The 18,145-nt window shown below is 63.6% G+C and carries 20 protein-coding genes and 1 pseudogene; 14 read left to right on the top strand and 7 right to left on the bottom strand.

Annotated elements, in window-relative coordinates:
* Positions 1-21: 21 nt before the first annotated feature.
* Both QM797_RS25710 and QM797_RS25705 read left to right on the top strand, forming a co-directional pair.
* The gene (locus QM797_RS25710) at positions 22-1,089 is read left to right on the top strand and encodes an FUSC family protein (protein ID WP_502942399.1); all 1,068 of its coding nucleotides are present in this window, start codon (positions 22-24) and stop codon (positions 1,087-1,089) included.
* Between the two features lie 94 nt (positions 1,090-1,183).
* On the top strand, positions 1,184-2,113 hold the full coding sequence (locus tag QM797_RS25705; RefSeq protein ID WP_283278558.1) for a cation diffusion facilitator family transporter: 930 nt from the start codon (positions 1,184-1,186) through the stop codon (positions 2,111-2,113).
* Here QM797_RS25705 and QM797_RS25700 read toward each other — a convergent pair.
* From QM797_RS25700 to QM797_RS25690, 3 genes are all read right to left on the bottom strand, one after another.
* Positions 2,103-2,573 (bottom strand): pyridoxamine 5'-phosphate oxidase family protein, encoded by a 471-nt coding sequence (locus QM797_RS25700; RefSeq protein ID WP_283278557.1) that lies wholly within the window; start codon positions 2,571-2,573, stop codon positions 2,103-2,105. The genes QM797_RS25705 and QM797_RS25700 overlap by 11 nt on opposite strands.
* A 123-nt stretch (positions 2,574-2,696) precedes the next feature.
* Complete coding sequence (locus tag QM797_RS25695) at positions 2,697-3,470, bottom strand: site-2 protease family protein (protein ID WP_283278556.1); 774 nt, start codon at positions 3,468-3,470, stop codon at positions 2,697-2,699.
* Positions 3,471-3,486: 16 nt separating this feature from the next.
* On the bottom strand, positions 3,487-4,191 hold the full coding sequence (locus QM797_RS25690) for a hypothetical protein (RefSeq protein WP_283278555.1): 705 nt from the start codon (positions 4,189-4,191) through the stop codon (positions 3,487-3,489).
* Positions 4,192-4,354: 163 nt separating this feature from the next.
* Between QM797_RS25690 and QM797_RS25685 the strand changes: the two genes are divergently transcribed.
* The 8 genes from QM797_RS25685 to QM797_RS25650 all read left to right on the top strand — a co-directional run bounded on the left by QM797_RS25685 (position 4,355) and on the right by QM797_RS25650 (position 11,155).
* Positions 4,355-5,644, top strand: a complete 1,290-nt coding sequence (locus QM797_RS25685; RefSeq protein WP_032401538.1) for an adenylosuccinate synthase — start codon at positions 4,355-4,357, stop codon at positions 5,642-5,644.
* Positions 5,645-6,065: 421 nt separating this feature from the next.
* Positions 6,066-6,680, top strand: a complete 615-nt coding sequence (locus tag QM797_RS25680) for an alternate-type signal peptide domain-containing protein (RefSeq protein ID WP_283278552.1) — start codon at positions 6,066-6,068, stop codon at positions 6,678-6,680.
* A gap of 60 nt (positions 6,681-6,740) precedes the next feature.
* Positions 6,741-7,250: a hypothetical protein gene (locus QM797_RS25675; RefSeq protein ID WP_283278550.1), complete on the top strand. Its 510-nt coding sequence runs from the start codon at positions 6,741-6,743 to the stop codon at positions 7,248-7,250.
* Complete coding sequence (locus QM797_RS25670; RefSeq protein ID WP_283278548.1) at positions 7,247-7,846, top strand: signal peptidase I; 600 nt, start codon at positions 7,247-7,249, stop codon at positions 7,844-7,846. Before QM797_RS25675 ends, QM797_RS25670 begins: the two co-directional genes overlap by 4 nt.
* Before the next feature lie 68 nt (positions 7,847-7,914).
* Positions 7,915-8,355, top strand: a complete 441-nt coding sequence (locus QM797_RS25665) for a hypothetical protein (protein WP_283278546.1) — start codon at positions 7,915-7,917, stop codon at positions 8,353-8,355.
* Positions 8,355-8,987, top strand: a complete 633-nt coding sequence (locus QM797_RS25660) for a SipW-dependent-type signal peptide-containing protein (protein WP_283278545.1) — start codon at positions 8,355-8,357, stop codon at positions 8,985-8,987. Before QM797_RS25665 ends, QM797_RS25660 begins: the two co-directional genes overlap by 1 nt.
* Positions 8,988-8,989: 2 nt before the next feature.
* Positions 8,990-10,627, top strand: coding sequence for a signal peptidase I (locus QM797_RS25655; RefSeq protein ID WP_283278544.1), 1,638 nt, complete (start codon positions 8,990-8,992; stop codon positions 10,625-10,627).
* Between the two features lie 87 nt (positions 10,628-10,714).
* Entirely contained in the window at positions 10,715-11,155 is a 441-nt protein-coding gene (locus tag QM797_RS25650; protein WP_283278543.1) for an LGFP repeat-containing protein, read from the top strand.
* 64 nt (positions 11,156-11,219) lie between these two features.
* On the opposite strand, the gene QM797_RS25645 is transcribed toward QM797_RS25650, so the two are convergent.
* Positions 11,220-11,744: a methylated-DNA--[protein]-cysteine S-methyltransferase gene (locus QM797_RS25645; RefSeq protein WP_283278581.1), complete on the bottom strand. Its 525-nt coding sequence runs from the start codon at positions 11,742-11,744 to the stop codon at positions 11,220-11,222.
* Positions 11,745-11,835: 91 nt separating this feature from the next.
* Here QM797_RS25645 and yczR point away from each other — a divergent pair, with 91 nt between their 5' ends.
* On the top strand, positions 11,836-13,317 hold the full coding sequence (gene yczR, locus QM797_RS25640) for a MocR-like transcription factor YczR (RefSeq protein WP_283278542.1): 1,482 nt from the start codon (positions 11,836-11,838) through the stop codon (positions 13,315-13,317).
* 67 nt (positions 13,318-13,384) lie between these two features.
* Here yczR and QM797_RS25635 read toward each other — a convergent pair whose 3' ends face one another.
* Positions 13,385-14,461: a CaiB/BaiF CoA transferase family protein gene (locus QM797_RS25635; RefSeq protein WP_283278540.1), complete on the bottom strand. Its 1,077-nt coding sequence runs from the start codon at positions 14,459-14,461 to the stop codon at positions 13,385-13,387.
* Positions 14,462-14,557: 96 nt separating this feature from the next.
* On the opposite strand from QM797_RS25635, the gene purT reads away from it, so the two are divergent.
* Both purT and QM797_RS25625 read left to right on the top strand, forming a co-directional pair.
* Positions 14,558-15,754, top strand: a complete 1,197-nt coding sequence (gene purT, locus QM797_RS25630) for a formate-dependent phosphoribosylglycinamide formyltransferase (RefSeq protein WP_283278539.1) — start codon at positions 14,558-14,560, stop codon at positions 15,752-15,754.
* Between the two features lie 24 nt (positions 15,755-15,778).
* Positions 15,779-16,261, top strand: coding sequence for a DUF456 domain-containing protein (locus QM797_RS25625; RefSeq protein ID WP_283278538.1), 483 nt, complete (start codon positions 15,779-15,781; stop codon positions 16,259-16,261).
* Here QM797_RS25625 and QM797_RS25620 read toward each other — a convergent pair.
* Complete coding sequence (locus tag QM797_RS25620; protein WP_283278537.1) at positions 16,258-17,004, bottom strand: amidohydrolase family protein; 747 nt, start codon at positions 17,002-17,004, stop codon at positions 16,258-16,260. The two genes, QM797_RS25625 and QM797_RS25620, sit on opposite strands and share 4 nt — an antisense overlap.
* Before the next feature lie 55 nt (positions 17,005-17,059).
* Here QM797_RS25620 and QM797_RS25615 point away from each other — a divergent pair, with 55 nt between their 5' ends.
* Positions 17,060-17,929 carry an SMP-30/gluconolactonase/LRE family protein gene (locus tag QM797_RS25615; RefSeq protein WP_283278536.1) on the top strand — a complete coding sequence of 290 codons (870 nt, stop codon included), beginning with the start codon at positions 17,060-17,062 and terminating at the stop codon, positions 17,927-17,929.
* Between the two features lie 70 nt (positions 17,930-17,999).
* Here QM797_RS25615 and QM797_RS25610 read toward each other — a convergent pair.
* A pseudogene (locus QM797_RS25610) lies at positions 18,000-18,145 on the bottom strand (pyridine nucleotide-disulfide oxidoreductase); the annotation flags it as partial.

The raw sequence follows: 18,145 nt of genomic DNA, 5'->3' as shown, positions 1-18,145 counted from the left end.
TCGGGCAGTGCTCGGCTGAAGTTGTCGCTGCTGCCCATCATTCAGTGTGCGTTGGCGGCAGGTGTGGCGTGGTTCGTCGCGACGGACATCGTCGGTCACCAGAGCCCGTTCTTCGCTCCGATCGCCGCTGTCGTCTCGCTGGGCGTCTCGCTCGGTGCTCGCCTGCGCCGATCGGCGGAGCTCGTCGTCGGAGTGACGGTGGGCATCGGCATCGGAGATCTGCTCATCTCGTTGATCGGTAGCGGGCCGTGGCAGATCGCGTTGGTGGTCGTGTTGGCGATGTCGGCCGCGGTGTTCCTCGACGGTGGTCCGATCATCGCGATGCAGGCCGGATCATCCGCGGTGCTGGTGGCGACCCTTATCCCGCCGGGCAACATGGGTGGCCCCAACCGTATGGTCGACGCGTTGGTCGGTGGTCTGGTGGGCATTGCGATCGTGGCGTTGATTCCGACGCATCCGGTGTGGCGTGCGCGCAAGGATGCGGCGAACGTTCTGGCTACGGCTTCCAGTGTGTTGCAAAAGGTGGCCGACGGTTTGGTGGCGAACGATCCCAAACCGATCGAGGATGCGTTGCGTAAGGCGCGTGCAACACAGTCGGGTATCGATGCGCTCCGAACCGACCTCAAGGGCGGCCGGGAAATTGCCCGGATCTCGCCGATGTACTGGAATCACCGCAATCGTTTGGCCGCGCTCGCGGCGACGGCCGATCCCATCGACAATGCCGTCCGCAACATTCGGGTGCTCGCTCGGCGGTCGCTGACGCTGGTGCGAGACGACGAGATTCTCGATCCACGGGTCGTCGACGAGGTGGAGAAGCTGGCGCATGCGGTGGAAGTCCTACGCCAGATGATTCTCGCCGATCCGGGACAGAAGCCGGATGCGGCGGAGGCTGCGCGGGTGTTGCGTTCGGTTGCCGCCGGTGCCAAGCCGGAGTTGATCTCGAATGCCGGCCTGTCGGCGACCGTGGTGCTGGCTCAACTGCGGTCGATCATCGTCGACTTGTTGCAGGTCGCGGGCCTCAAGCGCATTTCGGCGCTGGCGACCCTTCCTCCGACGGTGAAGAACCCGCACGTTCCGCCCGAGGTGTGAACCAGAGCCTGTAGCGGCGCGGAACCATTGCATGTATGCGTATGTACGCATATGGTGACTGCCGGAAGCAGCTACAGGTACGCAAGGGGGAGTCATGGGCGCCGGTCACGGACACAGTCACGGAGTGGGCGGTCATTCGTCCGCAGGGGCGGGTCCACCCAGGTCCCGCGTTCGCAAGATGGTCGTGGCGCTGGCGATTCTGGCGGTGTTCCTCGTCGTCGAGGCAACCGTCGCGCTGGCGATCGGTTCGCTCGGACTGCTCGCCGATGCCGGCCACATGCTCACCGACGTACTCGGTATGTCCATGGGATTGATTGCACTTCTGCTGGCACGTAAGGGAAGCGCCGCCGCGGCAAGAACTTTCGGCTGGCACCGCGCCGAGGTGTTGACCGCCATCGCCAATGCTGTTCTGCTGCTGGGTGTTGCGGCCTTCATCATGTACGAGGCGATATCTAGGATCGGTGATGCTCCCGAAATCCCGGGCCTACCACTCATTCTCACAGCGGCGGCCGGTCTCGCGGCCAATATCGTTGTCATGCTGCTCATTCGCGGCGACGCCAAGGATTCGCTCGCGGTCCGCGGCGCATACATGGAAGTCCTGGCCGACGCGGTCGGCAGTGTCGGGGTGCTCGTCGGCGGTGTGCTGATGCTGCTGTTCCAGTGGACCTGGGTGGACATCGTCGTGGGTGTGTTGATTTCTCTGTGGGTGATCCCGCGAGCGATCAAGCTGGCCGGCTCGGCGCTACGCATTCTCACCCAGGCCAGTCCAGCAGACGTCGACGTGGACGCGTTGACAGGGGACCTGAGCGCACTTCCCGGAGTGACCGGAGTGCACGACCTGCACGTGTGGACGCTCACCACCGGAATGGATGTGGCCACAGTGCATCTCGAGTGCGAGGGGTCGTCGTCGATGGTGCTCGATCGTGCCAAGTCGTTGTTGTCCACCTACGGACTCGACCACGCCACGGTGCAGGTCGAGCCGGCGGCGCACGGTCGGACGTGCAAGGAAGAGCTCACCTGGTGACGGTACGAACCTCGGCGTCACCCGGACGCCACACGTCGATCTGCATGTGATCGTCCACCAGGGACGTCAGCACGATCTCGGTGATGTCGAGATCGAACACGTGATACGGCACCAGTTCGCCCGGCGCGGCGTCGAATATCGGTTGCAGCACAGCCGGATCGGTGATCTCGACGGCAACTCCGCTGATCTTTGCATCACCGCCGTCCATGGAGTGGTGACCCGGATTGCTGTGCAGCGCGAACCGTCCGTCGCGCTGCAGGTCTCGCGCTTTGACCGCGCCGAGCATCGACCCGAGGCGCAGTACGCCGCTGGCGTCGAACTCCACCTCGGTTCCGCTCACTCGCGGTGAGCCGTCTGCTCGTAGCGTCGCAAGAACATGGTGTTTGTGGGCGGTGAATCTGGCCCTGACCGCCGATGCCAAGTTCGGGGCTGCAGTCGAAAACTCGTTCCACGTCGTCATGCGGAAATTATGCGACCCGGCACCGACAGTGTTGGGAAAGAATGCGCAGAACCTGCCCGAATTTTCGGAATCCCGTCGATCGCGTTCGATACCGTGCAGCTTGTTCCGCTACCGAGCGAAGTGTCAGGCCCAGAATCGCATCAGGTAGTTGCCGTTGCCGGCGAAGAACTCGGGAACACCGGACAGCCCGAACAGGGTGTAGATCGCTCCGAAGAATGCGGAGTTGACTGCGGGCACGAACAGCAAGGCCACGAGTACGAGCAAGCCGTACGTCTTGAACTGGGCCAGCGATGCCCTCGTCGCGGGTGAGAGCGAGGGCTCCAGTGCGGCGTACCCGTCGAGTCCCGGCACAGGAATCAGGTTCAGGATGGTGGCCATTATCTGCAGGAACGCCAGGAAGCTGAGCCCGTACCAGAATGCGGCGTGGGTGCCGTCGGTGCCGAACAGTCTGATGACGACCAGAAGTGCAACGGCGACAACGGCATTGGCGAACGGGCCGGCCAGGGCGATGCGCCGTTGCGTCGACGCCGAGAACTGGCCGGTGCGCAGGTACACGGCGCCGCCCGGCAGGCCGATTCCGCCGATCGCGATGAACACCACCGGCAGGACGATCGAGAGCAACGGATGGGTGTACTTCAGCGGGTTGAGCGTCAGGTAGCCGCGGAGCTCGACTTCGCGATCTCCGGCGCGAAATGCGGTGAAGGCGTGGCCGAACTCGTGCAAGCACACCGAGGCAATCCAGCCGGCGAGGACCAGAACGAACACCCCGAGCCGCGCCGAGAAGGACGTAACGTCCTCGGCCGTCCAGGCAAGCGCGCCGCCCACTCCTGCGACAGCGAGAACGGCAACGAACACCGGGCTCGGCATAACGGGACTGCGTCGCAGCGGAACGGTCATCGGATCAGCGGAACGGTCATCGGACCAGCAACCACTCCTGATCGTGGCGGTAGAACGTGGATCTCTTCACCGTTCTGTCGCCGGCGATGCCGTCGCGCAGTAGTTGGGCTGCGGGGGAGCCGAGTTGCATCGCGCGCCCGCTCACCCAGCGGCGGGGCAGCAGCCGGCGACGGCCGATCACTCGCGCGCGCAGGCCCGGCAGCTCAGGGGTAGGTGCCACCTCGACGCCGGGTACGACCCCGGAGAACAGGCGGGTGTCGTCGACGTAGGCCTCGCCCGCGAGTTCCGCGCCGTCGGCACCGCCGAGGAGCGCCCGACCGACGACGGCTTTGCCTGCGTCGTCGCGAATGAGGGGTGTGCTCGACGCCGTTCCGGTGAGCGCCACTTTGGCGGCGCGTGATCCGGTGCCGAGTTTGTAGATGTGGGCTGCGTTGGTCGCGGCCTCCGGTACGAAGGCGACTTCGACGTGCAGGCGGTCGGCACGCATCAACCGGGTCAGTACGGCGGCCAGGGAGGCGTCGTCGCCCAGGACGATGATGCGGGGTGCGGGAGCTGATTCGATGTCGGAGAAAAGGGCGCTGCAATCGTCGTCGGTCGGTACGGCATCGGCGCTGCGCAGCGGGACGTCGGTCAGCGCGATCGGCAGAAGCGGATTTCCGCAGTGCAGAACGAACGGTGTCACGGCGCTCCTCGGTCTTCGGTCGAACCTCGTCACGACCATAGTGCCCTCGTTTCGGATCCGCCGTAGCGGCATGCGGGCCAGCTCACCGGCTCGGCTAGACTGTTCCTCCGGCCACTGTCGCGCCTGCGACAAATGGTGACTGCTGCATCCGTTCTTGTAGATCTGCAGCACGTCCTTGCACGAAAGCAACGTAGGAGAGCACATGCCGGCGATAGTCCTGATCGGCGCCCAGTGGGGCGACGAGGGCAAAGGCAAAGCCACCGACCTTTTCGGCGAACGCCTCCAGTGGGTCGTTCGTTACCAGGGCGGCAACAACGCCGGGCACACCGTCGTGCTTCCGAACGGCGACAAGTTCGCGCTGCATCTGATCCCGTCGGGAATCCTCACGCCGGGCGTGAAGAACGTCATCGGTAACGGCGTCGTCGTCGATCCGGGTGTTCTGCTCACCGAGCTCGACGGCCTCGAGAAGCGCGACGTCGACACCTCGAACCTGCTGCTCAGCGCCGATGCGCACCTGATCATGCCGTACCACGTGGCCATCGACAAGGTGACCGAGCGCTTCCTCGGTGCCAAGAAGATCGGCACTACCGGCCGCGGCATCGGGCCCTGCTACCAGGACAAGATCGCTCGCGTCGGAGTCCGAGCCGCCGATGTGCTCGACGAGAAGATCCTGACCCAAAAGGTCGAGGCCGCACTGGAATTCAAGAACCAGGTGCTCTCCAAGATCTACAACCGACGCGCCCTGGATTCTCAGCAGGTCGTGGACGAGGTACTCGAGCAGGCCGAGGGCTTCAAGCACCGCATCACCGACACCAGGTTGCAGCTCAACCTCGCGCTCGAGCGCGGCGAGACCATTCTGCTCGAGGGATCGCAGGGCACGCTGCTCGACGTCGATCACGGCACGTACCCCTACGTCACGTCCTCGAACCCGACGGCGGGCGGCGCGTCGGTCGGCTCCGGCATCGGCCCCAACAAGATCGGTACCGTACTCGGCATCCTCAAGGCTTACACGACGCGTGTCGGCTCGGGTCCGTTCCCGACAGAGCTGTTCGACAATTACGGTGAGTACCTGGCCAAGCAGGGCGGCGAGGTGGGCGTCACCACCGGTCGCGCTCGCCGTACGGGCTGGTTCGACGCGGTCATCGCGCGATACGCCACCCGCGTCAACGGCATCACCGACTACTTCCTGACCAAGCTCGACGTGTTGTCCAGCTTGGACACCGTGCCGATCTGTGTCGCGTACGACGTGGACGGTGTGCGGCACGACGAGATGCCGATGACGCAGACCGGTTTCCATCACGCGAAGCCGATCTACGAAGAGATGCCCGGTTGGTGGGAAGACATCTCCGGTGCCCGTACGTTCGAGGAACTGCCGATCAACGCACAGAACTACGTCCTGCGTCTCGAAGAGCTGTCGGGTGCGTACATGTCGTGCATCGGTGTCGGACCGGGTCGCGACGAGACCATCGTTCGACGCGACATTCTGCGGTAGGTATTTCGCGCGAAATAGAAGCCCCGAGGCATGTAGCCTCGGGGCTTTTTCGCGCGCTCCGGACGGCGCACCGACGATGATCTCCGTGGCGCTACAAAAACAGCGGGCATTAATGTGAAATTGCGTTAAGTGATGACGCAGCCGCTGTTGAGTGCGGTCTGAACAGCGGCGTCGTCCAGCGGAGCAGACAATCTTACATCCTATGATGCTTTACATCAAAGAATAATGTGTAAACGTAGAGTCCGAAATAACCGACCAAAAAGTCTTCTGGACTTTTACTCCCACATGGGTAACGGGCCAGGTCGTCATGGCGAAACAATGAGCATCGCACCAGTTGCGGAGGCCTCTTCGGATGGCCGACGACCCAACCGGGTCACCCCCCTCGGCCCGATAGACAAGGCCACCGAAGAAAGTAGAACGAATGAACAAGGCAACCAAAGGCGCCATAGCCGCGGGGGCGGCAGCTGTTCTGCTGCTCGGCGGTTTGGGATCGCTTGCAGTTTGGAATGACAGCGAGACGCTCGGTGGTGGAACGATCACGTCGGGCGATCTAAGCCTGACGTTAGTGCCCAATTCGGCCGCGTGGTTCGACGCATCGGACGACGTCAACGCTGGAGCGGATTTGCCGATTGCCGACATCGCGGCTTTCCGCATCGTTCCCGGCGATACCGTGGCGTACACGGCTCGATTCAACATTCAGGCCGAGGGCAACAATCTCACGGCAAACCTGACGGCCGACATCAGCAACATTGCTGCAGGCCCCGGAAACGGGACCACCACCGATCCAGGCGAGCTGCTCGATGCAATCACTACGACGGTCACGGCGACCGGTGCAACCAGCGGTGCTCTCCCCACAACTGGAACCGGTGGAGCAGTGATCACCGCTCCGAACTCCGCTGCGGAAAATCAGGTTGTCACAGTGCGGGTCGAGTTCACATTCGCTATCGGGACTGACGGCATACTGGCGCAGAATCAGAACATCAATCTGTCCGCGTTTACCCTCGATCTCACGCAGATCCGTCCGCTCGTTCCCTGAGTCCAGGTTCTTTTGAAGCACGGTCGATACTGGGCGTTGGCAGCCGCGTCCGTCCTTGTGGTGAGTTTCGGCTCGGCACAGGTGACGGGCGCGCTGTGGCGCGACGAAGAAGTGCTCGGTGGCGGCACCATCACCTCGGGCACCTTGGACATCAAGCTCGGCCCCGAGAGTTCGGCCGAGGTCCCGAACTTCGTCATTCCGGGGTTGGGGAATACCGGCCTCGTGCCCAACGGTTTCGCGCAGGCACCGTTGTTGATTCGCAACAACGGAAGCACTCCTTTCGTTTTTCGGCTGCAGAGCACCACGGTGAACGGATCGCTCCCGTTCACTCTGACGGCAAGCACCGTCGTGAGCGCTGCGGCATGCCCCGCAGCCGGCGCACCTATCGGTGCGACTGTGTTGTTCAACGGCAATGCGGCGGGCGCTCAGGTGCCCACTACACCCGCAGCTGCCCGCCCCCTCGCCCCCGGATCGAACGAGGTGTGGTGTTTCCGCCTCACCACCTCCGATCAGCCACCCCAGACCAGCACCTCTACGGTGACGTTCTCCTTCCGAGCGGATCAGGCATGACCACCGACGACACCGATGTCATCCCGGTCGTGCCTCCGCGCGAAGAAGACGATGAGCGTACGGGCGTCTGGTGGTGGGTGAGCCGCGTCGTGTCGTACGCGCTGCTGGCCGTGATGATTCTGATTCTGCTGGCCACCGTCGTAGTCCCGCGAGTCACCGGGGCCACTCCGTACACCGTCCTGACTCAGTCGATGGAGCCGACGTATCCGCCCGGCAGCCTCATCGTCGTGCGTCCCGTCGAGCCTGGTGAACTTGCCATCGGAACGCCGATCACCTACCAAATACGTTCGGGCGAGCCCGAAGTGGTGACGCACCGCATTGTCGCTACTCGGCAGAGCGGAGCGGGGGAGCTCACTTTCATCACGCGCGGTGACAACAACGGAGCCGACGACGAGAACCCGGTGCAGGTAGGGCAAATCCGTGGTGAAGTTTGGTATTCGGTTCCGTACATGGGCTACGTCAACAACTGGCTCAACGGCGAACAGCGCAAGATTACCGTCGCTGTCATCGTGATCGGTCTCTTCGGCTATGCGGTGGTGATGTTCGCCGGTGCCGGTGTGGATCGCTACCGTGCGCGACGGGAGCACTCGTCGTGAAACACAGTACGTTCGTCACTTGCACCGCAGCCTTTGCAGGAGTTGCCGTGGTGCTCCTCCTCGGTGCCGTGCCTACCCAGGCCGCGCAGACCATCAAGTACAGCTACGACGGTGAGCAGTGGATGACCGATCTGCGAGCGCCATTATTCGACAACGAGATTCGGTGGGTTCCCGGTGATACCCGCCAATCGCAGTTCTACATTTTCAATGACACCGACCGAGACGGCCGGCTGACGGTGAGCATCGCGAGCGACAACGCTGATTTTTCTCGTTCCCTGAGCGTTTCGTTCGATAGAGAGAATTCGGCCGAATCCTGCTCCGTCACTGCGGTTGCAGTGGGCGAGAAGAAACGAATCGATACCGTCGTGTCGATGTCCGATGCGGCAGGAAACGACACCCGAACTTCCAGCGCCGCCATCGACGTCGTTATGGATTGGGATTACCGCAACAGTGCCGCCTGCCCAAAACCAACGGTGGCGCGGACGAATATGGAAGGGGCGCAGCCCTGATGTCGCGTCACAGTGACTCCACCGGCCCGAAGGCGGTTCTCCGTCGGATCGGTGCCGCGATGATCAGCGCTCGCGCCCGGGCGATCATGTCGATCGGCATCGTGCTTGGACTCGGTGCAGTGGGAACTCTTGCCGCATGGTCGGATACTGCGACGGCAACATCAGGGACCTTCACTACGGGCAAGTTGGACATCATGGTCGGAAACCCCGCGGTGGACAACAACCCGACTGCTTTTTCGACTGCGCTGACGAAGACGGCCATGTTTCCCGGCGATACCGTCGCCGCTGGACTGCTGGTGACCAACGCCGAGGGTTCGGTCGCAAATAACTACACAATCTCTGTCCTGGCCAGCGACGCCACACTCGGGCTGCTGCTCGACTCTTCGGTCTTCTCCGGTCCGCCGGTGTCCGGAGCATGCAGCGGAAGCCCGCTCAGCACGGTGTCAGGACTCAACACGTCGAAGCCCTTTCCCGGTCTGAGCCGCCCACTGCTTGCGCGGCCGACAAGCACCATCATCACTGGGCAAACAGATCAACTCTGCATCAATGTCACGATGCGCTCCACCGCAGCGTCACCCACAACTCCCGCGACCGGCACCATCACCTACACCCTCACTGCGACGTCGAGCTAGTCATGTCGGATATTGCCGACGGCCATGCGCCGACTGCCATCCCGCGAACTCGCGCTCGGCTTTACCGCGAGATCGCGCTGAGCGTAGGGGCATTCGCCGGGTTGATCTGTGTGTTGTTCGCTCTGGCCGCTGTCTTCTTCGGAATCACTCCGCTGATCTTCCGGTCCGGGTCGATGGCTCCGGCCATCGACACCGGCGCTTTGGCACTGAGCAAGAAGACACCCGCCACGGAGATTCAGGTCGGCGACATTGTCAACGTCACCAATGCAGCAGGCAACGGCATCACCCACAGGGTGGTCGAGATCGGGGCAGTGGGGACCGACAGTGCCCAGTTGATCCTGCAGGGCGATGCAAACTCTGACGCCGACGTGGAAACCTACATCGTCAGTGAAGCCGGACGCGTGATCTTCAGCGTTCCGAAACTCGGCTACGCGGTGACCTGGCTGACTGGACCGGTTGCGGTCTTCATCGGCGGCATCCTCGTCGGGGTCTTGTTGATGTTGGCGTTCAGACCCGAAAGTCGCCGAGAAGCCGAGCCTGATGGAGTGCAACCAGAGGGAACGCCACGGGCGCGACACAGCAAATCTCCGCTGACCGTTGTGCTTGCCATTGCGGCCGTAAGCGCAGTGGGAATCTCTGCATCGAGCACTCCAACAACGCTCGCCGCGGGTACCGATACGGCAACAGCGCTGAGCGGGATCATTACGGCTCCACCGTTGCTGCCGCCGACCGCTCTCAAATGTGTCAATAATTCGGGAATTCTCAACCTGATCGGCAAGTCAGTCACGATGTCCTGGACACCGCCTGTGCTCGGGACCGGATTGACATACAGGTGGACTATCACCAGAAGGACGCCTAACGGTCAGCCCGATCGGATCGTGACTGTGTCCGGTACTTCGGCCGATGTGTCCAATGGTCTCCTGCTGGGCCTAAGGACAGGAGAATGGGTTTTTCGGGTGGAGACAGTTCGGGCCGGTCAGTATTCGATGCCTAGCGCCGGGTTTACGCTGAACATGACGGAAACCACCTCATTGTTGAACCTCCTTCCGGGCGTGGACTGCGGCAACGCACTCGCGAGTGGTGTGTCCCCCCGCAGGGCACCGTCGGCATTACCTCAAACTACGGAATCTGCTCCGACGGTGACGTTCCCGCTGGTTCCGGAGTCCACAACCGCACCTGCCCCGACCACTACGGACCCCTCGCTCACCGAAGAGTCCCCGGTTGCGCCGCCCGCGGAGGTCCAACCCGACGGCACGACGCCGAGCACCACCACTCCGTCGTCCACTACCGACACTCCCGCAGTGGCAGTCCCGCCGGAAGAGGCCGCGTCGGCACCCACCCTTCTCTCGGCCCCGCAGAGCTCGCCATCGGGTGCGTCCGCCGCGCAGGTCGTGAGTATCGACGGCGCTCCAACGCTGCAGATCGTCGACACCGCCGGAACCGCGCAGTACAGCGCTCCCGCCAGTTCCAGTGAGGCGTACGGCTACGGCGTGAACTGGTCGGCGGGGGATCAGCTGTGGATACTCGGTCCGGATCAGCTCGTTCGTCTCGACGGCACCGGCGGTTCGTGGTCTCGGACGGTGGTCGATCCGACGAAAACGGACCAGATTCCGCCGGACATTCTCGCGCTGCTGAAATAGCTCAGTCACATATATGTCCGAATCGAACTGCACATCTGCTCGCCGACGTGGATAATCTGTTCAGGTAAAGCGACGGAGGTTCGAGCGATGACTGAAAATTACAACGGATTGGAAGTTTTCAGCTACCAATTCGATCGCTTCACTTACGAACATCCCTGGATCGGCGCTCAGACCGGTGAATTCATGCTCGGCCCCGAGGGTGGCGGCATGCTCGAATTCACCCATGCAACCGTGTTCGCTCTTCCCGAAGGTGGCGCGCACGAGGTGCACGGTCCGATACTCGATTGGTATCTCGGTCACGGCGGACCCTATGGGGCACTTGGCTATCCGATCAGCAACGAACGTCCGACGCCGACAGGCTCCGGCAGATACAACCTCTTCCAGCGCGGGGCAATCGGATGGCTGCCCGATGTCGGTGCCTTCACCATCGGTGGTCGGCGCGAGGAATCGGACGTGAGCCCCGGTCCGGAAGCTGTATTAATGTCGGCGGTCGACGGTCCTATTTCCGCGCTGGGAATCCCTGCCTGAAAGCCTCCTCGCTGTTTTCGGCGGTTTATTCGATCACGTAGTCGGATAAAAGCCGCGATCTGATTCAGAACAGCGTCGGCTCATCGAATCCCGGCACACCTTCTATGCCGAGAATTCGTTGTTTGGTGTTCGCTCCGCCCGGTGCCGAAAACCCTCCGACCTCCGTGCCCGCGCCGAGTACTCGATGGCACGGGACGATGATCGGCACGGGGTTTCGACCGAGCGCTCCGCCGACCGCTTGGGCCGCGCCGGGATGGCCGAGTCTGCGGGCGATGTCGCCGTATGTAAGCGTCGAGCCTCGGGGAATCTCGCTGCAGACCGTGTACACCGAGGCGTCGAACTCCGAGACCTCGAGAACCAGCGGAATCGATCTCATGTCGACGGCCCGTCCGTCGAGTAGGCCGACTATCCGGTCGATCGCATCGGCCGCGATTGCATCGACTTGCCTATGCGCCGCGCCGAAGCCGGCCAGGTAATCCTCCATTGCCTCGTCCGACGGTTCGGGCAACGCAACCGCGACTATCCCCTCATCGGTCCACGCGATACCGCAGCGTCCGATGGCGGTGTCGAAGAGCGTGCTGCTCGGCATGGCTCCAGTATCCACCCGTTGCCACAGAGCAGTCCAGTTCATCGGTGAATGGACTTGAATGTTCGATGCCAGTGCGCGAATACTGGGGAGCATGGCCTCGAGAGTTCTCAATGCAACGTCACTGGCCCGCGATCTCGGTAGCTGGCGCGCCGACGCGACCGCGGATGGATCGGGTAAGCGCAAGGCCTCGCGTCCGACGTATCGCGCGTTGGCAGACGGCGTCCGGCTGCTCATTCACGACGGCCGTATTCCGCTCGGTGTGGGTCTGCCCAGTGAGCGTGATCTCTCGGCGGCCCTCGATCTGAGTCGCACGACGATCACCTCCTCGTACTCGGTGTTGCGTGACGAGGGCTATCTGATCAGCAAGCAGGGCTCGCGCAGTACCGTCGCGCTGCCTGCCGCGCCAACCCCTAACGGATTGTTGATCCAGTCGACGTCGCCGTCCGGGCCGGTGGTGGACATGTCTCACGCAGCGATGTCGGCGGCGGACGGCACGATGACTGCCGCGTACGAGTCTGCGCTGCAGGCACTTCCGGCGTACCTGCCGACGCACGGTATGGAGCCCATCGGTCTGGCGGTGCTGCGGGAGGCCATCGCACAGCGCTTCGTCGAACGTGGACTGCCGACAACCGCGGACCAGATCATGGTCACATCTGGTGCGCAGCAGGCAGTTCGGCTGCTACTGGGCACACTGACCTCGCCTGGCGATCGCGTGCTGATCGATCACCCCACGTACCCCAACGCCCTCGAGGCCATCAGGCGAGTGGGTGCGCGGCCGGTGCCGGTACCGGTGCGCCCCGCGGACGGTGACTGGGATCTCGACGGGATCCGCAGTGCAGCAAGACAAACGGCGGCCAAGGTGGCGTATCTGATTCCGGACTTCCATAACCCCACCGGTCAGGTGCTGGACGCGGAGGGGCGGGCCGAACTCGCACGCATCACCCGCGACACCCGCATGACACTCATCGTCGACGAAACCATGGTGGACCTGTGGCTCGACGCCCCGCCGCCGCCCCCGGTCGCGTCGTTCGGGCGGGTCTCCGGCTCGGATATCGTCACGATCGGTTCGGCGTCCAAGTCGTTCTGGGGTGGCCTGCGCATCGGGTGGATCAGGGCGCATCCGTCACTCGTCTCGCAGCTCGCGGGCTCACGCGCAGCCCACGACCTCGGCACGTCGATCATGGACCAGTTGGCGTCGTCATTTCTGCTTCAGGACGCGGAACCGGCCCTCGATCTGCGTCGATCCCAACTACGTGAGCGTCGCGACGTGCTCGAAGATGCTCTGGCCAAACATGTTCCGGACTGGCGCTATCGCCGTTCGGAGGGTGGCATGTCGCTGTGGCTGCAACTGCCCGCGCCGGTATCGAGTGCGTTGGCCGCCACGGCTCCCGCGTTCGGAGCGGTGCTGGCAGCGGGACCACGATTCGGCGTGGAGGGTGCCTTCGAGCGCTACCTCAGGCTGCCGTACACCCGTGAGCCGCAAGAACTTCGGGCCGCTGTTACGGCGACGGCCGCGGCGTATCGAGCTTTGGCCCCGAGCGCCGAAGCGGAGCAGCCGGCCCTGGTCTTCTGAGGGCGAACTCGAAGTTGAGGACGGAAATCAGCCGAAAACTGTCCACAACTTCGAGTTCGGCGAAAAATCAGGCCCAGACCGACGCGATGTCGGTAGCGGCGGCGGGCGGTGGCGTCGGGACTCCGTTCTCGGTGCGGGAGAACCGCGGTGCCGGACGGTGTTGCGTGACGCCGCCGACGTCGATGAGCGAGTCTCGATCCTTCATGTGTGGGTGGTTCGGGGCCTCGGCGAAGGTGAGGACCGGCGACACGCACGCGTCGGTGCCGTCGAAGATCGCGGCCCATTCGTCGCGGGTCTTGGTCAGGAATGTCGAGGTGAACTTCTCGCGCAATTCCGGCCAGCGCGACTTGTCCATCTGCGAGGGTAGGTCCGCATCGGAGAGACCGAGTCCGGTGAGCAGTTGAGCGTAGAACTGTGGTTCGAGGGAGCCGACGGCCATGTACTGGGCGTCGGAGGTCTCGTAGGTGTCGTAGAACGGTGCGCCGGTATCGAGAAGGTTGGTACCACGGTCGTCGCTCCACGCTCCGACGCCACGCCAGGCCCAGATCATGTGCGAGAGAGCGGCGGTGCCGTCGACCATGGCCGCGTCGACCACCTGGCCCTGCCCCGAATTCTGTCGCTCGTAGAGCGCGGCCATGATGCCGAAGACGAGGAACATCGAGCCGCCACCGAAGTCGCCGACCATGTTCAGCGGCGGCACCGGACGCTCGCCCGCACGGCCGATCGCGTTCAGCACCCCGGTGACCGAGATGTAGTTGATGTCGTGGCCTGCGGTCTGTGCCCAGGGGCCTTCCTGGCCCCAGCCGGTCATGCGTCCGTAGACCAGGCGCGGGTTGCGGGCCAAGGCGTCGTCGGGTCCGAGTCCGAGTCGCTCGGTGACACCGGGGCGGAATCCCTCGATCAGCACGTCGGCGCGCTCGACGAGGCCGAGAACCTTCTCGATGTCGGCGGGGTCCTTGAGGTTCGCCTCGACGATGGTGCGGCTGCGCAGCTGGTGGTCGTGCGGAGAGACCTGCCCTGTGCGTTGCACGCGAACGACGTCTGCGCCGAGGTCGGCCAGAAGTAGCGCGGCGTGCGGGCCGGGGCCGATGCCTGCGAGTTCGACGACGCGGAGCCCTGTCAGCGGTCCACCAGTGTTCGACACGGTTATTTGCCTCGTTCCGACTCGTCAGCTGCGAATGTGAATGGAGACTAACTTGTACTAGGTCGTCCAACCAATTGGGGTGTGGATAATAGGGCTGTGACTGCCCCAGATCCCGTCCGCATCGGTACTCCGCTCACTCCCGGGGCCACCCGGGTGATGCTGCTCGGCTCAGGTGAGCTGGGCAAAGAAGTCATCATCGCGTTCCAACGCCTCGGTGTCGAGGTGATTGCCGTCGACCGCTATGACAATGCGCCCGGCCATCAGGTGGCCCATCATGCGTTCACCATCGACATGAGCGACCCTGAAGAGCTTCTGGCGCTGATCGATTCGCAGCAGCCCGACTTCGTGGTTCCGGAGATCGAGGCCATTGCCACCGACGCCCTCGCCGAGGTGGAAGCCCGAGGTCGCAGTGTGGTGATTCCCACGGCTCGCGCGACGCAGTTGACGATGAACCGCGAGGGCATCAGGCGATTGGCGGCTGAGGAACTCGGGCTGCCGACCTCGCCCTACGCTTTTGCCGATTCGCTGGACGATGTTCGACAAGCGCTGTCCACCATAGGTTTTCCGGCCGTCATCAAGCCGGTCATGTCGTCGTCGGGGAAGGGGCAGTCCGTTGTTCGCAGTGAGGCCGAAGTCGAGGCGGCCTGGGAGTACGCACTGAAGGGTGGTCGCGTCGACCTCGGCCGCGTCATCGTCGAGGGATTCGTCGACTTCGATTACGAGATAACACTTCTCACCGTGCGAGCCATCGACGGAACTTTCTTCTGCCAGCCTATCGGCCACCTGCAGGAATCCGGCGATTACATCGAATCCTGGCAGCCGCAGCCGATGTCCGACGCGGCCCTCGCTAGTGCCCGCGACGTCGCCGAGCGCATCACGACGGCGCTCGGTGGGCGTGGGCTGTTCGGGGTCGAGTTGTTCGTTCAGGGTGACACCGTGTACTTCTCCGAGGTCAGCCCCAGGCCGCACGATACCGGTCTGGTAACGCTTCGCACGCAACGGTTCTCGGAGTTCGAGCTGCATGCCCGTGCCGTACTCGGTTTGCCGATCGACACGACGCTGCTCTCGCCCGGCGCGTCGGCGGTGATCTACGGCGGTGTCGATGCGGACGGGATTTCCTTCGAAGGCGTCGCCGATGCGTTGGCGGTTCCTGAGACCGACCTGCGCCTGTTCGGCAAGCCGACGAGTTTCGTCCGGCGCCGGATGGGTGTTGCGGTGTCGACGGCGTCGGACATCGAGACTGCGCGGAGCCGGGCACGCGAGGCAGCAGGCAAGGTTCGTCCTGTCGTCTGACCCGACACAGGGCACACTGAGCTCATGAGCGCGCTCGGAGAAGTCCTGGTCGGCCTGGTGATTCTGGTCGGCCTCGTCGGCATCGTCGTCCCGATTCTGCCCGGCACCATCCTGATCTTCGCGGCTGTCGCGGTGTGGGCGTGGATCACCGGCGGAGTGGCCGCGTGGACGGTGTTCGCGATCGCGACGGTGCTGCTGGTTCTGAGCGGCGTCGTGAAATACACCTGGCCGGGCCGTCGGATGCGGGAGGCGGGCGTGCCGATGCGGTCGTTGATGGTCGGCGGCCTGCTCGGCATCGTCGGGTTCTTCGTCATCCCCGTCGTCGGGCTCTTCATCGGTTTCATCGCAGGCGTCTACGTAGCCGAAGTGCCCAGGCACCGTAACCATTCCGAGGCCTGGCGATCGACCGTGCATGCCACCAAGGCTGCGGGGCTGTCGATCCTGGTGGAACTGTTCGGCGCGCTGCTCGCTTCAGCGGTGTGGCTCGGGGGAGCAGTACTTTTCTAAGGGACCCGATACCAAGCCCGGGCATTACCGTCGAGCACGGCGGGTAGGTCGCCGCCGACGGCATGGGTGATGATGTCGATGTCGTTCTCCGAGAACGGGCGTGGGGCACGGGTGCCGGGTAGATCGGTGCCGAACATCAACGCCGCGGGGTTGACTCGATGGATCTGCTGCAGTGTGTCGGCGATGTCGAGATCCACTCGACCGAATCCGGTTGCCTTGACGCGTACTCCGCGGTCGACGAGGTTCAGAAGGTACGGCAGACCCTGAGTGGACAAGCCCAGGTGATCGATGCTCACCGCTGGCAACTTCGCGAGGATGGGTTCGAGCGAGAGCAGCAGGGACGCATCGACGTACAGCTCGGCATGCCACCCGACCAGATCGTGCACACGACGTGCCTGGGTGGTGAGCATCTCGACATCCGTCTCTCCGCGTTTGAGATTGAACCGCATACCGCGCACGCCCGCGTCGTCGAGCGCGACGATGTCCTCGTCGGAGCAATCCGGATCGATCTGGGTGACGCCGACCCAACCGCGCCCGAGGGTCTCCAGCGCAGCCAGCAGGTAGCTCTGGTCGGTGCCCTGGAACGATCCCGACACCACCGCGCCGCCGGTGATACCGAGCCCGTCCACGTCGTAAAGGTAATTCGAGACCGTGTAGGGATCGGGCAAGAATCCGTGGTTCTCGATCAGCGGAAAACGGGGGTCGATGATGTGCAGGTGGGCGTCGAACACGGGTCTCAGCATGCCAGCTCGCGGATTCGCCGTCGCGGCCCGGTGTCGCGGTGTTTGAATGCGAAACATGAAACCTGAGACCACTGTCGTTCTCGACGGCTACACCTATTTCGAATGTCCGCGCTGGCACGAAGGGAGGATCTGGGTATCGGACTTCTATTCGCACCGCGTCGTCTCTGCCCTCGAGGACGGATCCGACGTGCGAGTCGAAGCCGAGGTGCCCAATCAGCCGTCAGGCTTGGGTTGGTTGCCCGACGGCCGACTGCTGATCGTGTCGATGCGCGACTACAAACTGCTGCTGCGCGAGCACGACGGTTCGCTGACCGTCCACGCCGACCTGTCGACGTATGTGACGGCGAACCTCAACGACATGCTGGTGGACTCGCAGGGACGCGCCTATATCGGGAACTTCGGGTTCGACCTGATGAACTTCGCTCCTGTCGAGACGGCCGATCTGATCCGCGTCGACCCGGACGGTTCTGCACACGTCGTGGCATCGGATCTGTACTTCCCCAACGGGATGGCGTTCACGGGTTCGGGTGAACTGCTCGTCGACGAGACGGTCGGTAACAGGGTCAGTGCGTTCGACATCGCCGAGGACGGGTCACTGGGGGAGCGGCGTGACTGGGCGAGCTTCGGTGAGCTGCCGTCGTCGACGGACATGGCGACCGCTTTGGGCGAGGTGAAAGTGGCTGCCGACGGATGTTGCATCGACACCGACGGCACGATGTGGATCGCCGACGCCTTGGGGCAGCGGGTGCTGCACGTCGCGCCGGGTGGGGAAGTTCTCGATCAGCTCGATTTCGATCTCGGGGTCTTCGCCTGCGGACTCGGCGGATCCGACGGTCGCACGCTGTTCGTCTGCGCTGCACCGGATTTCAACGAGCATCAGCGCAAAATCGAGACCGAGGGAAAGCTGCTGGCGGTTCGGGTCTAGAGCGCTTCGCGCATGTGCACGAAACTTCGTAGCCCACTACGAAGTTTCGTGCACCTGCGGCGCAGCCGCTCTAGGCCTTGTCGGGCTCGGATGCCTTCAGCATGTCCTCACGCTCGACGACCTTCACGCGCTCGCGGCCCTCGGGCTCGCCGAGGGAGCGCTCGTGTGCGTCGAGGCGGTACCAGCCGTCCCAGGTGGTGAAGGGGACCTGATTGC

Origin of the sequence: Rhodococcus sp. IEGM 1381, assembly GCF_030056795.1 — a bacterium.
Classification (GTDB): Bacteria; Actinomycetota; Actinomycetes; order Mycobacteriales; family Mycobacteriaceae; genus Rhodococcoides.
This window is presented reverse-complemented; position numbering and strand designations above follow the sequence as displayed.